The sequence below is a fragment of the Marinomonas pollencensis genome (assembly GCF_003387375.1).
In the GTDB taxonomy this organism is placed as follows: domain Bacteria; phylum Pseudomonadota; class Gammaproteobacteria; order Pseudomonadales; family Marinomonadaceae; genus Marinomonas; species Marinomonas pollencensis.
This window is the reverse complement of record NZ_QUNG01000007.1, coordinates 143,799-158,262: the sequence shown is the minus strand read 5'-3', so window position 1 is coordinate 158,262 and position 14,464 is coordinate 143,799. Positions and strand designations below refer to the sequence as shown.

The 14,464-nt window shown below is 46.1% G+C and carries 16 protein-coding genes; 5 read left to right on the top strand and 11 right to left on the bottom strand.

All coding sequences use genetic code 11. The features are described from left to right. Window positions 1–86: 86 nt before the first annotated feature. Both DFP81_RS11750 and DFP81_RS11745 read right to left on the bottom strand, forming a co-directional pair. Window positions 87–707, bottom strand: coding sequence for an L-threonylcarbamoyladenylate synthase (locus tag DFP81_RS11750; protein ID WP_115897985.1), 621 nt, complete (start codon window positions 705–707; stop codon window positions 87–89). A gap of 90 nt (window positions 708–797) precedes the next feature. Further along, window positions 798–1,649, bottom strand: a complete 852-nt coding sequence (locus DFP81_RS11745) for a PHP domain-containing protein (RefSeq protein ID WP_115897984.1) — start codon at window positions 1,647–1,649, stop codon at window positions 798–800. A 66-nt stretch (window positions 1,650–1,715) separates the two neighbouring features. Between DFP81_RS11745 and DFP81_RS11740 the strand changes: the two genes are divergently transcribed. Further along, window positions 1,716–2,252, top strand: coding sequence for a septation protein A (locus DFP81_RS11740; RefSeq protein ID WP_115897983.1), 537 nt, complete (start codon window positions 1,716–1,718; stop codon window positions 2,250–2,252). 2 nt (window positions 2,253–2,254) lie between these two features. Next, window positions 2,255–2,557 (top strand): YciI family protein, encoded by a 303-nt coding sequence (locus DFP81_RS11735; protein ID WP_115897982.1) that lies wholly within the window; start codon window positions 2,255–2,257, stop codon window positions 2,555–2,557. A 59-nt stretch (window positions 2,558–2,616) separates the two neighbouring features. Here DFP81_RS11735 and DFP81_RS11730 read toward each other — a convergent pair whose 3' ends face one another. Beyond that, window positions 2,617–2,904 carry an Rdx family protein gene (locus DFP81_RS11730; RefSeq protein WP_115897981.1) on the bottom strand — a complete coding sequence of 96 codons (288 nt, stop codon included), beginning with the start codon at window positions 2,902–2,904 and terminating at the stop codon, window positions 2,617–2,619. Window positions 2,905–3,003: 99 nt separating this feature from the next. Between DFP81_RS11730 and DFP81_RS11725 the strand changes: the two genes are divergently transcribed. Continuing rightward, window positions 3,004–3,555, top strand: a complete 552-nt coding sequence (locus tag DFP81_RS11725; RefSeq protein ID WP_220342941.1) for a peptidylprolyl isomerase — start codon at window positions 3,004–3,006, stop codon at window positions 3,553–3,555. Beyond that, window positions 3,545–5,566: a bifunctional tRNA (5-methylaminomethyl-2-thiouridine)(34)-methyltransferase MnmC2/FAD-dependent 5-carboxymethylaminomethyl-2-thiouridine(34) oxidoreductase MnmC1 gene (mnmC, locus tag DFP81_RS11720; RefSeq protein WP_115897979.1), complete on the top strand. Its 2,022-nt coding sequence runs from the start codon at window positions 3,545–3,547 to the stop codon at window positions 5,564–5,566. The genes DFP81_RS11725 and mnmC overlap by 11 nt, the downstream gene beginning before the upstream one ends. Before the next feature lie 78 nt (window positions 5,567–5,644). Here mnmC and DFP81_RS11715 read toward each other — a convergent pair whose 3' ends face one another. Then, entirely contained in the window at window positions 5,645–5,974 is a 330-nt protein-coding gene (locus DFP81_RS11715) for a hypothetical protein (RefSeq protein WP_115897978.1), read from the bottom strand. A 117-nt stretch (window positions 5,975–6,091) separates the two neighbouring features. On the opposite strand from DFP81_RS11715, the gene cysE reads away from it, so the two are divergent. Further along, window positions 6,092–6,916, top strand: coding sequence for a serine O-acetyltransferase (cysE, locus tag DFP81_RS11710; protein ID WP_115897977.1), 825 nt, complete (start codon window positions 6,092–6,094; stop codon window positions 6,914–6,916). A 27-nt stretch (window positions 6,917–6,943) separates the two neighbouring features. Here the strand turns inward: cysE and DFP81_RS11705 are convergent, their stop codons facing one another. The 7 genes from DFP81_RS11705 to DFP81_RS11675 form a co-directional block, all read right to left on the bottom strand. Next, window positions 6,944–7,180 (bottom strand): YheU family protein, encoded by a 237-nt coding sequence (locus tag DFP81_RS11705; RefSeq protein ID WP_115897976.1) that lies wholly within the window; start codon window positions 7,178–7,180, stop codon window positions 6,944–6,946. Further along, window positions 7,180–9,219, bottom strand: coding sequence for an NAD-dependent DNA ligase LigA (gene ligA, locus DFP81_RS11700; protein WP_115897975.1), 2,040 nt, complete (start codon window positions 9,217–9,219; stop codon window positions 7,180–7,182). Before ligA ends, DFP81_RS11705 begins: the two co-directional genes overlap by 1 nt. 69 nt (window positions 9,220–9,288) lie before the next feature. After that, window positions 9,289–10,341: a cell division protein ZipA gene (zipA, locus tag DFP81_RS11695; protein WP_115897974.1), complete on the bottom strand. Its 1,053-nt coding sequence runs from the start codon at window positions 10,339–10,341 to the stop codon at window positions 9,289–9,291. 65 nt (window positions 10,342–10,406) lie between these two features. After that, on the bottom strand, window positions 10,407–11,603 hold the full coding sequence (locus tag DFP81_RS11690; protein ID WP_115897973.1) for a tetratricopeptide repeat protein: 1,197 nt from the start codon (window positions 11,601–11,603) through the stop codon (window positions 10,407–10,409). Next, a complete protein-coding gene (locus DFP81_RS11685) occupies window positions 11,600–12,013 on the bottom strand; it encodes a cytochrome c-type biogenesis protein (protein WP_115897972.1) in 414 nt (137 codons plus the stop codon). Before DFP81_RS11685 ends, DFP81_RS11690 begins: the two co-directional genes overlap by 4 nt. Further along, window positions 12,010–12,519 carry a DsbE family thiol:disulfide interchange protein gene (locus DFP81_RS11680; protein WP_115897971.1) on the bottom strand — a complete coding sequence of 170 codons (510 nt, stop codon included), beginning with the start codon at window positions 12,517–12,519 and terminating at the stop codon, window positions 12,010–12,012. The genes DFP81_RS11685 and DFP81_RS11680 overlap by 4 nt, the downstream gene beginning before the upstream one ends. After that, window positions 12,512–14,458, bottom strand: coding sequence for a heme lyase CcmF/NrfE family subunit (locus DFP81_RS11675; protein ID WP_115897970.1), 1,947 nt, complete (start codon window positions 14,456–14,458; stop codon window positions 12,512–12,514). Before DFP81_RS11675 ends, DFP81_RS11680 begins: the two co-directional genes overlap by 8 nt. Window positions 14,459–14,464 lie beyond the last annotated feature (6 nt).

Sequence of the window (14,464 nt, the reverse complement as noted above, 5' to 3'; positions counted from 1 at the left end):
CTTCTCAGCAACCCATTTTTTTAAACATAGAATTTTGGGCATTATAGTCATACACAGCGACGCTTGACAGCGACATGGCTAACTTTTTACATAAAAGGCGCCGGATCACCAGCGCCGACTCGAACAACGTCAACCTTATCAGAATCCATCATCACTACCGTGGTTGGCTCTAGACCGCAAAAACCACCATCAATCACTAAATCTAGGGCATGTTCTAAAGTATCTCGAATATCATAAGGGTCGGTCATAGGCTCGGTTTCATTGGGCAAAATAAGCGACACACTCATTAAAGGCTCAGCTAACTCGTCGAGTAAAGCGGAGACTATCCGATTATCAGGTATACGAATGCCTATTGTCTTACGCTTAGGGTGCATGAGGCGCCTAGGCACCACGGATGTCGCATGAAAAATAAAGGTATACGGCCCTGGCGTATTATTCTTCAGCAAACGATATAGGTGATTATCAAACCGAGCATAGGTCGATATTTCAGACAAATCTCGACACACCAGAGTAAAGTTATGCTTATCGTCCAGGCGACGAATCGATTTAATTCGGTCCATCGCCGCTTTATCACCTAGATGGCAGCCTAGCGAATAACCGCAATCTGTTGGATAGGCGATCACTCCACCAGCTCGAACCACCTGAGCGGCTTGCTTAATCAAGCGCACTTGCGGATTTTCTGGATGAATTTGAAAAAACTGACTCAAAGTGCACTCCGTTGATTCTATGAAGACGACTAAAAATTCGTCATATCAATCACATACTAGACCATAAAAGCCTTAACACTCAACTCAAAGCTAAACCCAATCGCGCCACACTAAATCCACACTCGTCTCATGAATCTGAGTAAAATGGCCAACTTGAGTCCAAGGACCAAACGGGCCATGAAAATCACTCCCCACAGAAGCATCCAAACCAAACTCTTGTGACAAGCGCTCTAACAGGCGAACATGGTCAGGCCGCTCGTTACCAGAAGCGATTTCCATGCCAGTTCCTCCCCACGCGGTAAAATCCGCCAATAACCTTTTCAGCTTAGTCACCGTTAATGGGTAACGTTTAGGGTGAGCTAAAATCAGCGCCATTCCCTGCTCTCTCAACACTCCCAATACCTCTTCAAGCTCTGGCCACACGTCCCTAAGACTTCCCAAGCGCTTGTTGCCTAAGTATCGATCAAAGGCTTTATTGGCGTCTTTCACCAACCCCTTTTCCACCATTAAACTGGCAAAATGGGGGCGTCCCAATTGACTATTGCCAGCCAAAGCGACGGCCTCATCAAACAAATCAGGCAAACCCTGCTTCACCAATAGGTCTGCAATGCGGCGCGCTCTGTCCAATCGAATCCCTTGATTTTTCTCTACCAGCGCATTAAGTGCCGCATTGTTAGGGTCAAAATTCAGTGCCACCATGTGCAGAGGAATGCCTTTCCATTGGGTAGAAAGTTCAACCCCATTTAAAAAAGGCAACTGGTGTGCGGCGGCCTGAGCTCGCGCCTCAGCCAAGCCATCTAAGGTGTCATGATCGGTTAATGCGAACAGACTAACCTTTTGCTCAACCGCCAGATCCACCAGCTGGGTTGGCGTCAATCGGCCATCCGAAAATGTGGAATGGGTATGTAGATCAACTTTACGGTAACTCGCGGATTCAGGCATAGAGAGGCTGTTCTTTAAAAGGAATGGTAGTTATCATGGGTTCAGCATACATAAATTGGTTTTTATATGAAAATATTATTCGACTTTCTCCCCATCTTGGTCTTCTTCGTTGTTTACAAGGCAACCGGCAACATCATACTTGCCACCGCCATACTTATTCCCGCTAGCGTGTTACAAGTGGGCTATAACTGGGTGCGCCATAGAAAAGTAGAAAAGATGCATCTCGTCTCTTTGGCTTTAGTGGTACTTTTAGGTGGCGCCACGGTATTACTCGGTGACGGTGAATTTATTAAGTGGAAGCCAACAATCGTCAATGGCTTATTTGCCATTGCCTTTTTAGGCAGCCAATTCATTGGCGAGCGCAATATTATAGAACGCATGATGGGCGATAAAATTCAGCTCCCTTTTAAGGTTTGGCGTACGCTTAATCTAGCCTGGGTTGCCTTTTTTCTCTTATCAGGTGCCGTCAACCTTTATGTTGCTTTCACCTTCAGTGAAGACATTTGGGTTGATTTCAAATTGTTTGGTTTATTGGGGATGACCCTTGCCTTTATTATTTTGCAGGGCATCTACCTTTCTTCACACATACAAAACAAGGAATAAACATGCTCTACTCCATCATTGGTCACGATGTAGAAAACAGCCTTCCTGGTCGTAAACAAGCGCGCCCAGCACACCTAGCGCGTTTACAACAACTACTGGATGAGGGGCGTCTTGTTGTTGCCGGCCCAAACCCTGCAATTGATTCAGATAACCCTGGCGATGCGGGCTTTACTGGCAGTGTTGTTATCGCTGAGTTTGCTTCTCTAGAAGAGGCTCAAGCATGGGCTGATGCTGACCCTTATCTTGAAGTAGGGGTTTACAGCAGTGTCACAGTCAAACCTTTTAAACAGGTTTTTCCAAACTAATCTCAGTCACTGTGGATTAATCCCAAGCCGTTCTGCTTGTTATTAGCAGAACGGCTTTTTTAATCTGCTGATTTCACATCCGAATGCCCCAGATCTCGCTCAGGGTCGATCACATCACGCACTCTTTGCTTCAATACTTTCGCTTCGGGAAAACCATTTTCCGCTTTACGGCACCAAACCTCCTGTCCATTCACCCTAACTTTGAAAATCCCCCCTTGCGTTGGAATCAAGGTGACACTTTTCACATCGTCATCAAACGTCGTCAACAATTCTTGAGACAGCCATGCTGCTCGCAACATCCAACGACATAAGGTGCAATATTCAATCTCAATAACCGCTGTCCGCATCCTTCTCTCCACAATAATCACTAAAAAAGCCAAAATGACTTGGCGCGCCGTCATGCTGCCAATATTATTGGGGCACTTATGACTTAAGGAAAGCCTATTATGCGTAAAACCCTCATCGTTAGCCTTATCTTTACTGCCCTATGCAGCCAAGCCAATGCAACAGAAGTCGATATCACCACTAATCACGGTAACATTCGCCTCGACTTAAATGACAACGCAGCCCCGAAAACAGTAAAAAACTTCCTCACCTATGTTGACGAGGGCTTTTATAACGGCACAATTTTTCACCGTGTTATACCTGGCTTTATGATCCAGGGTGGTGGCTTTACCGCTGACATGACGCAAAAAACTACCCACGCCCCTGTCCCTTATGAAGGTAACAATGGCCTAGACAATAAGCGCGGCACCATAGCTATGGCGCGCACTCAAAACCCAAACAGCGCCACCTCGCAGTTTTTTATCAATGAAAAAGACAATGCCTTCCTAAATGACGGCGCTCGCGGTGCTGCAGGCTATACCGTGTTTGGCCATGTTGTCTCTGGGATGGAGGTGGTCGACGCCATTTCCACACAACCAACTCACTCTGTTGGCCCTTACCAAAATGTCCCTTCTACTTCTGTTGTAATCGAGAGCATCAAGCGTGTTAACTAGTTATTGTTTAGCTTCTCCCCAGCTTAACTGGGGAGAAGATGGTGCACCGCATTCCACTCAATTTGACGACGTTTATTTTGATAAAAATGCAGGCCTTGAAGAAACTCGCTATGTGTTTCTTCAACACAACAATCTTAGCGAGCGTTGGAAAAAACTAACGACTGACCCCGCCAGCAATGCTCACTTTACCATTGCGGAAACAGGATTTGGCACAGGACTCAACTTTCTTTGTGCTTGGCAAGCGTTTATAGAAGACGCTCCAACCAACGCCAGCTTACACTTCATTTCGGTGGAGAAGTTTCCACTCGATAAAGCGGCGTTAGAAAATGCCTTGAAAATGTGGCCTTCTTTACAGCCATATAGCCAAGCCCTTATTGCCCACTACCCTGAGTTAAGTCATGGCTTGCACCGGCTAGAACTGGCACAAGGTCGCATTCAATTAACCCTATGGTTTGGTGAAGCAGAAGAAGGCTTTGCCGCGCTCAATGCCGATGTTGACGCATGGTTTCTTGATGGTTTTGCTCCTAGCAAAAACCCTGAAATGTGGTCCCCGAGTTTGTTTCAACACATTCACCGACTGAGCCATCAAGGCACCAGTTTCGCGACCTTTACCGCAGCGGGTATTGTCCGTAGAGGGTTGCAAGAAGTGGGGTTTGAGGTACGTAAAGTGAAAGGTTTTGGCCACAAACGCGAAATGGCCATCGGCGAGCTAACACAGCAAAGCCAATCTTTTAGTGAACGAATGTCACAAGGTAAAGCCTGGTTTAATGTCCGCCCCAACAAAACCGCGGAATCTCCCTCAACCACCCCAGAGGTTTTAGTGGTAGGAGCCGGCTTAGCAGGTGCTACAACGGCATTCGCCCTTGCACAACAGGGTGTTAAGGTCACCGTATGGGAGCAAGGAGATAGCATTGCGTGTAAGGCCTCTGGTAACCCTCAGGGTATGCTTTACCCTAAACTAGCAAGTCAAGACACGCCCATCAACCGCTTCTATTTAAGCGCTTATTTATATGCCAGCAGACTGTATTCTCAGCTCGATGACCAAGCAGTGTTTTGGCAGCAATGCGGCTTAGAGCAGCGCCCTACCAACGCAAAAGAACAACAGCGTTTTACTCAGCTGCTAAACAATAAACTCTACCCTGAATCAATCGTGCGTCAATACGACGACAGCGGCAGCCTATTTTTGCCGTTATCTGGTTGGGTAGTGCTCACCGAACTGTGCCAAAAACTGCTCAACCATCCGCAAATAAAGGTGTCTTTAAGAACGCGATTAAGTGCATTAGAAAAAGTAAAGCAAGGACCTCATCGGTGGCTTGCTAGCCATCAAAGCCAGCAGCAACACTTTTCTCATGTGGTGATTTGTACCGCTAATGATACCCATGACCTCGACTTCCTTCCGTCTACCCCGGCGTATCCAATTCGCGGTCAAGTATCTTATTTACCTCTCGATGCTGCTCAGCAAGCTTGCACATCAAAAAATCAACCACTGGCCAAACTCAGTCCGACACATGTACTTTGCCAAGCAGGTTATGTCTCCCCGCCACTTAAAGACACGCTACATTTTGGCGCAACCTATGACATTAGAGATTCTGATGAAAGCGTTAGAGCAGAAAGCCAACAACGCAACCTTCGAATCTTAGAAGAGCTGTTGCACTTACCGAAGGAGACACTCCCGGAGGAGCAATGTGGTGGCAGGGTGTCATTTCGCTGTGCGATACCTGACTATGCCCCTATGGTTGGCCCCATTGCTTCGCCAAGCGAATTACAAAGCCATTATGCTCGGCTGAGTAAAAATGCAAAATGGCAAAGCCATCAAACGCATGTCGACCAAGAAGGCTTATTTATTAATATTGGCCATGGCTCTCGTGGGCTTGTTTCCACGCCACTAACGGGTCATTACCTGGCTAACTTAATTACTAATACACCATCGCCACTGGAGCAAAGTATCATGGATAAACTACACCCTAATCGTTTTGCTATCCGTGCTATCAAGCGCAATGAGCAGCTTTAATACTTGGTGTGATGGATGAGACGCTCGTTTGCCACCAATTTTCTTGCCCAATGAGCAGGATTATTGGTGGCATTGTTTTTATAGCTCGAATAACTCACAAGCACTTGGTACCAGTTCAAGAAAGCGTTTGATGGTCTGTGGCCGTAGCACCACTCGATTCATATCGGGCAGCAAAGCTCGTAATTCATCACGCAATTGCAAGACACCTGGGTCAATCGATTCGTAAGGATAAATATGATCTTGCACACTCAGCTTATGGAGTTCATCCAGCTCATCTTGTAACATGCTCTTCATTGCAAAAAAACGATCTTTTTGATTAATATCGTTGGTTTCCCAGTAAGCATCCGCGAATGTAGAATTTAGCTCGTAAAATACATGTAATGCATCGGCAACGGTTTTTTTAGTCATACTGTCTCCATAATCTGTGGCAATCTTTGCCTTAAGCCTTGTTTTGTTTCATGCTAACACTATTAATTACATTCTAGCTGCGAATTAAAATAGGTAAATAGCCCCTTGAGTAACACAATGTATAATGCCGTGACTTCTGGCAACTTATGGTCATCTTTACAAGCTGAAGCAAAAAAACTGGCTTTAGATGAACCCATTCTCGCCAGCTATTTCAATACTACTATCCTTAGGCACGAATCGTTAAGCTCTGCGCTTAGCTTTTTGCTAGCCTGCAAACTAGACAGCATCACCATCCCTTCTATTGTACTAAGAGAAGTCTTTGAAGAAGCGATATCGGACCCTAAATCTGGCATTGTTGAGTGCATTGAGCAAGATATTTTATCGATAAAAGAAAGGGATGCAGCTTGCAACAGCTTAACGACACCACTGTTGTTCTTTAAAGGTTTCCATGCCTTACAAACTTATCGTGTTGCCAACTGGCTTTGGAAAAACAACCGACAAAGTCTAGCTCTTTATCTGCAAGGGCAAATGTCGATGGTTTTCAGTGTCGATATACATCCAGCTGCAACGATAGGCAGTGGCATCATGTTAGACCACGCAACAGGCTTGGTGGTCGGCGAAACTTGCGTGATCGAAGACAATGTTTCTATCCTTCAGTCCGTCACTTTAGGTGGCACAGGGAAAGAGCATGGTGATCGACATCCGAAAATCCGCTCCGGCGTATTGATTGGTGCTGGCGCTAAGATCTTAGGTAATATCGAGGTCGGAGAAGGCGCTAAAATTGGCGCGGGTAGCGTTGTTTTAGAAGCCGTAGGAGCACACACGACGGTTGCAGGCGTGCCAGCAAAAATAGTTGGGCGCAACACTGGCGAAGAGCCATCGCGCGCCATGGACCACAATATCAACCACTGCGTTCGCGATTGCAGCGACGCTCAGTCTTAATCTACTGCTTTGTTGAAAATTACGACCTCAGATGAGGTCGTAATGCGTTAGCGTATCTTTCGGCACCATTTTAATAGTCTCACTCTCAGTATCAAACAATAGCACCGCTTGACCCCCTTTGAGTGCATTCATCGCTTGCTGACGTTTCTGTTCTGCAGACAAATCATAGTCGCCATAATCCGTACCTTCACGAGACACAATGTCATCCAGAATGGTCATCAAGGTGTCGCTTGCTAACGAGTCATAAGGAATTAATGTATCCATTAAACGGCCCCATGATTTTCAAGTAAAGCAATAACACCCGCTTCATCTAAGATAGGAATGTTTAAGTTTTGCGCTTTGGTGAGTTTCGAACCGGCTTTTTCGCCCGCCACTAAACAATCTGTTTTCGCCGACACAGAACCGCTCACTTTGGCTCCTAAGGTTTGCAACTTCTCTTTCACTTGGTCTCGAGAAAACTGACTTAACGATCCGGTTACGACATAGGTTTTTCCCGCTAACGGTAATTCACCAGCGTCGGCAATCACTTTCGTTTCCCATTCAACCCCCGCTGCCAGCAAACCTTGCACCGTCAACACATTTTGCTCTTGCTCGAAAAACATTCTGACATGTTGCGCGACAATAGGCCCCACATCATCCACCGCCACTAAGGCCTCTTGATCAGCCTGCATCAAAGCATCCAGTGTCACAAAGTGCTGAGTTAATGAACGCGCCGTCGCTTCGCCAACTTCGCGTATCCCTAAGGCATAAATAAAGCGGTTAAATTGTGTTTTCTTCGCCACCTCAATCGCATTTAATAGCTTCTCAACCGACTTTTGCCCCATTCTCTCCATCGCTAACAAGGCGTCTTTTTTCTCTACTAGGGTAAAAATATCCACCGGCGTTTTTAGCAGCTCTTGATCGACTAATTGCTCGATGAGCTTATCCCCTAAACCATCAATGTCCATCGCTTTACGGGAAACAAAGTGCTTCAAAGATTCTTTTAATTGTGCTCCACAAACTAAGCCACCGGTACAGCGAATCACGGCTTCGCCCTCGACTTGCTCTAGATCTGAACCACACACAGGACAAGCATCAGGGAAACTCACTTGGGAGGTTTCACCTTCAACACGACGCTCTTCAAGCACTTGCACAACCTGAGGAATAACATCACCCGCACGACGAATCACCACATAGTCATTCACTTGAACACCTAGACGGGCAATTTCATCCTTGTTATGTAAGGTCGCATTAGACACAGTCACACCACCCACAAACACAGGAGCAAGACGCGCTACCGGCGTAATCGCCCCAGTACGACCGACTTGAAAATCTACCCCTAAAATACGGGTCACTTCTTCTTGCGCAGGGAACTTACGGGCAATAGCCCAACGTGGCGCACGGGCGATAAAGCCAAGTTCTTCTTGTTGCTCTATTTGGTCCACTTTATACACAATACCGTCAATGTCATAAGACAGATTCGGGCGTTTTTCATTGAGCATTTGATAATATTGAATACAACCTTCGGCGCCTGAAACGGTTTGCATCAGATCATTAATCCGAAAGCCCCACTCACCTAGTTGCACGAGCCCCTCGTAATGACTCGCTGGCTGTGACCAACCTTCTACATAACCGATAGAGTAAGCACACATCACTAAAGGGCGCGCCGCGGTAATTTTAGGATCAAGCTGGCGCAGCGAGCCAGCTGCGGCATTGCGAGGATTAACAAACAGTTTATCGCCTCGTTTGGCGGCAAGCGCATTAAGCTTTTCAAAGCCGTCTTTGGGCATATAAATCTCACCCCGCACTTCCAAAACTGGCGGCGGGTTATCGGTACGCAAAGACAAGGGCACAGAGTAAATCGTTTTAATATTCGAGGTAATGTCTTCCCCAGATAAGCCATCTCCTCGCGTCACGCCACGCACTAAACGACCGTTTTCATAACGCAGGCTAATCGCCAATCCATCAAGCTTTGGCTCACAACAATAGGTGACATTCTCGACTTCAAGTAACTTGCAAATGCGTTGATCGAAGTCCTCTAAAGAAACATCATCAAAAGCATTATCAAGGGACAGCATTGGCACCGTATGGGCAACATTTTCAAAGCCACTGTCTGGCTTTTCACCTACTCGCTGGGTGGGTGAATCTGCTTGTATCCAATCTTCATGCTCAGCTTCAATGGCTTGTAATTGTTGATAACAGCGGTCGTATTCGGCATCAGGAACCAAAGGATTATCTTTAACATGATAAGCGTAGCTGTAATCATTCAGCTGCTGGATCAGTTCCAGCATATGTTCGTGAGTAATGTCGTTGTGTTGACTCATAAAGAAAACTCGAAATAAAACCGTAAGGAAGGTAGAAACAATCAAGGCCCCTCAGGGCCTTGGTAAAATTTAAGGTTTGTTCTTCATCAAACGCCGACGCTCAAAATCACGTATTCGTTGACGACAATGTGCAATGGTTTGCTCACTCATCGGGCTGCGGCGCTCATCACGCAGTTCACCACCGAGGTTACGTACTAAGGCTTGCGCCGTTTCCAGCATAAAATCAAACGCCTTCATACTGTTCTTCGGACCAGGTAAGCCCATAAAGAAACTCACCCCAGGGCAATCCCCTTCGCCCATGGTGTCCAAATCAAAAGTGCCAGGTTCAATGGCATTCGCCATACTGAACTGCACACGGCCACGGTCGAAACCTTCTTCGTGACGATGAAAAATATCCATTTCGCCAAAACGCATACCGCAATTTAACACTAACTGTAGCAGCTCAATCCCTGAAAAAGTTTTGCCCTCAGGAGCAAAAATATTAATCACAATGACTTCTTCTATTTCTGCTGCATCGTCGCTTTCAGAGTCGCTATCGTCCAGCTCATAGGTGTTACCGTGCGGTGTTATCTGATCCACATCCACACTTGAGTAATCCCGTTCATAGTCGGTTTCATCAAGCTCGTTCTGGGACTCTGCTTCTTTGCCAATATCAAGATCATCGTCGTAGTCATCATGGCGCGAAGCAAGGTCGTACTCGTCGAAATGTTCATCCGAGTAATTCTGCTCTGTATAGCGTCCTGAATCTTCTTCACGCTCCGGTACCAAAGAAGCAAGTTCATCAAGATGCAAGTTTTCATCACGCTCTAACGTCGGACCTGAATCCACTTTATGTGGCAGGTCTGCTAGCGGAGCATTGACCGTTTGACGAGCATTTTCAAATGCATTCGTGATAGGGTCAGAAGCTTGACGCTTTGTCTCAGTTACAGGACGTGCACCACCATTTGGCAACTCTCGCCTTACCATGGCCTCACGGGCTAACTCATCAGGATCTACGAAATCGTCATCGTCATCCTGGCTGAATTGCTGGCCTTTTTTATAGCGACGAAATCCGTCTATTAGGATGGCCACTATAATGACCACCCCAATCAAGATTAGCCACTCACGCAAGCTAAATTCCATTGCATATTTCCGAATTAGATCAATAAAGTTAACGCTATTATCAAACGAAGTGCCTTAGGATTCAATTATAAGGTCACATTGATTGGATAAATCGCTCTAGTGTTTAAAGGTACGTCTTTTTTTATACCGATTACCTGACCTTTTGTCAGGTCTTTTGCGGTAATTTTCGACAGTTTTACCACCAGAGTGACATTCTTGGCATCCGCTAACGATTGCTTTGACATGAGATTATCAAGATTGGTGAGGATAATAGGACGATTCAACTCTTCAGGGTAGACCCGACGAATGGCGATCGGCATTCTATCACCAGAGGCTAACGCATAAACCAATAAAACATCGTCGGCTTGCCACTGTATTTTACTTTTATCCCAAACCACTCGTAGGGCGATTTGCTGAGTGACTAAAGCTGGGACCTGTTGATAGCTAATGCCGCCGGCTTGGCGAGCGTTCTGGATAGCCGCCAATAAAGTCTGACGCTCACTGGCATTCTCATTGTAGCGCGCTGCCGCCTGCCAGTTCAGCACCGCTTCTAAATAGGCCTGCTGGTCAAAAGCAGCCACGCCTTTCAAGCCCAATGCGGTGGCATTTTTAGGCTCGAGTGCCAATACTTTATCGACTAACGCGATCATCGCTGGGCTGCTCACATTGCCATTATTATAAAATATAGCTTGGGCGTACCTCACCATGACTTCTGCCTGATCAGCACTGCCTACGGGGAGTTTCACCAAGGCTTTTTTAAACGCAGCCATGGCTTGCGGGTATTGTTCTAAAGACATTAAGTCGTTTGCTAGATAATACCAATCTTCCGCTCTATCATATCGTTCGCTGCGATACTTAAGAAAATCCAGCGTCATTTTAGGAGTATTCGTTTTTGCCGCCAACGCTTGAGAAAACAACACCTCTTTGGAATAGCCTAACGATTGATATAAACTCACACTGCCTAAAGCGACACAAGCAAAAACCCCGAGTAGAAAATACCTTGTTAAGGGCGATTTTTTAGCGCCAGCGCCATGCCCTGAGTCGCCTTGCGCCTTTGCCGAGGAAAATGTTTTTTCTTCTTCTAAATCATGAAGCAATACGCCCGCTTCTTGCCCTGTCAAACGCCCAATTTCTTGCTCTTGAGCTATTTCGGAAGTCCGCGCAGCAATAAAGTTCAGTGGATTCTCATCGCTATTTTGCTGGAGACTTTTCTGCAAATAGACAAAGAAAAATAATAAACTCGCGGCTATCATTAATGCCATTACTAACCACAGCAGCATCATAATACTTTCCCTGCTCTACGTTTTTTATTGCGCAATAACACCCAACCAAAGGCAACGAAACCGATCAATAATAAAGCGATCGGCCCTCCCCATAAAAATGCCGTCGCGGCAGAATATCGAGGGCGATACAGAACAAAATCGCCGTAACGCGCGACCATGTAATCAACAATTTCTTGGTCGGTCTTACCCTGTTCAATCATATCGTGTATTTGTATGCGTAAGTCTTTGGCAATGTCGGCTTGCGAGTCCGCCAAATCTTGATTTTGGCATTTCGGGCAACGCAACTCTTTTGCCAATGACTGAAAGCGCGTTTGATTCAGCTCAGAACTGAAGGTCATCAAGGTGTCGGCAAACGCATAAGAAGACAGCAACAAGGTCACCATGATACAAAAGGATTTCATCAGTTTCATTTTAGGTAGCCTTTCATTTCTTGCCATACCGTACTGTTCAAATCACCTTGATGGCGATAAACGATAATGCCTTTGCTGTTCACCACAAAAGTCTCTGGCGCGCCAGTGACCCCCATATCCAGACCAAACTTGCCTAACTCGTCGGTCACCACCAGTTGATAAGGGTTTCCCTTAGTGGCCAACCATTGCTGAGCCTTGTTGCTATCATCTTTGTAATCGATGCCAACAATAGGCACCCCTTGCTGGGCAAGCTCTCTTAAATAAGCATGCTCCATTTCACAAGTTGGACACCAGGTCGCCCAAAAATTAATTAAATAAGCTTGCTTTGGTAAGCTGGATTGGTCTTCTACCCTATTGGTTTGTAAGGACACCAAAGTAAAGTCGGGCACCGGTTTGCCAATCAAGGCGGATGGCATATATTCTGGGTTAGTCCCTAGTTGCTTATAAAGCACAACTCCCATCCCCAAAAAGACAAAAAACGGCAAAAACCACAATAACTTACGCATTAGCACCTCGCACTTTATTACGGTAGCGCTTATCTAACGCAGACAGCAAACCGCCGCACATCATCATCAAGCCTCCTAACCAGATCCAGCGTACAAACGCTTTCACGTAGATGCGAATTCCCCAGGCGTCATCGGCCAGCTTTTCCCCTAAAGAAACATAAAGATCCCGAGTAAAACCAGCGTCTAAACCTGCCTCTGTCATAATTTGTCGACTGGTTGAGTAAAACCGCTTCTCAGGGCTTAACAAGCTCACAAACGTCCCCTCTTTAGAAACCGATATGGCACCGCGATCCGCAATATAATTAGGGCCTTTCAGGTGTGAAATGCCATCAAAATGAAATTCGTAGCCGGCAAATGAGACTGACTCTCCTGGCGATAACTTAACCGTGGTCTCATGACTGCTGGTACTCACCAACAAGATACCAACTAGTGTTACCACCATGCCAAGGTGAGCGATCATCATTCCATAATAGTTACGCGGTAACTGACGTGCTCTTGGTATAATACCTTTGCTTCCTGCTGATACTTTTGCAAACCAATCTTTTAAGGTTAGCAATGCTGCCCACAGAGCAATACTCAAGGTAAGCCAAGCTATCCACCCTAAGGCATTGGAATACGCAAGCCAAGCGGCCACTACAACGGCAAAAACTGCCGGCCATAAAACCGCCTTAAGCAAGATGGATGTGGAGGTTTGCTGCCATTTAGAAAAAGGCCCAATGGCCATAAACACAATCAGCAACAAGGCAATGGGAGAAAAGACCGTATTAAAATACGGTGCTCCCACTGAAATGCGACCTAAGCCAAACACATCAAAAATCAATGGGTATAAAGTGCCCAATAATACAGTCAGCGTTAACACTGTTAATAAAATATTATTGAGCAACAGCCAAGCCTCTCGACCGCTAACGCCAAAAGTAGCACGGGCGCGAACTTGACCGGCACGAACGCCATAAAGCAGCAAGCTGCCTCCGATAAGCACTACCAGTAGCGCCAGTATATAAATGCCACGAGTTGGGTCTGCGGCAAACGCGTGCACAGAGGTCAGAACCCCTGAACGTACCAAGAAAGTACCTAACAAAGATAAGCTAAAAGTAAAAATCGCCAACAATACTGTCCAGCTTTTAAATACTCCTCGCTTCTCTGTCACGGCCAAAGAGTGAACCAATGCAGTCCCTGCCAACCACGGCATAAAAGAGGCGTTTTCCACTGGGTCCCAAAACCACCAGCCTCCCCAGCCTAGCTCATAATATGCCCACCAACTGCCTAGGGTGATTCCTAAGGTTAAAAACGCCCATGACAAAGAAGTCCACGGTCTTGTCCAACGGGCCCACGAAGCACTGAGGTTGCCTGTTATTAACGCCGCTATCGCGAATGCAAAGGCAACAGAAAAGCCGACATATCCCATATACAGCATGGGAGGATGAATAATGAGCCCAATGTCTTGTAATAATGGATTGAGATCTCGTCCATCTAAGGCGACTTCCGGTAGCACCCTCACAAAAGGCGATGAGGTAAAAAGCATAAAAGACAAAAAACCTAAAGACACCATGCCCAACACAGCCAATACAACAGGCCCTACTTCTGACGGTAACGAGCGGCTTTTTATTGCCACCGCAGAACTCCAACCGGATAAAATCAATACCCAAAGCAGTAAAGAGCCTTCGTGACCGCCCCATATCGCACTAAATTTATACCAAATAGGCAGCTGGCTATTGGAGTTCTGACTCACATACAAAACAGAGAAATCATCCGTCATAAAGGACAAGGCCAATAGCAAAAAACTCACCAACACAAAAAAAGACATTAGATAAGTTAAGGGTCGAGCGGTATGAAGCAGCACGGTGTTTTTCTGCCAATAGCCAACTAACGGCACAAGCGACAAACAAAAAGAGAAAAACAACGCCAGTATTAATGCAAAGTGTCCAATTTCGGGAATCATAAAAAC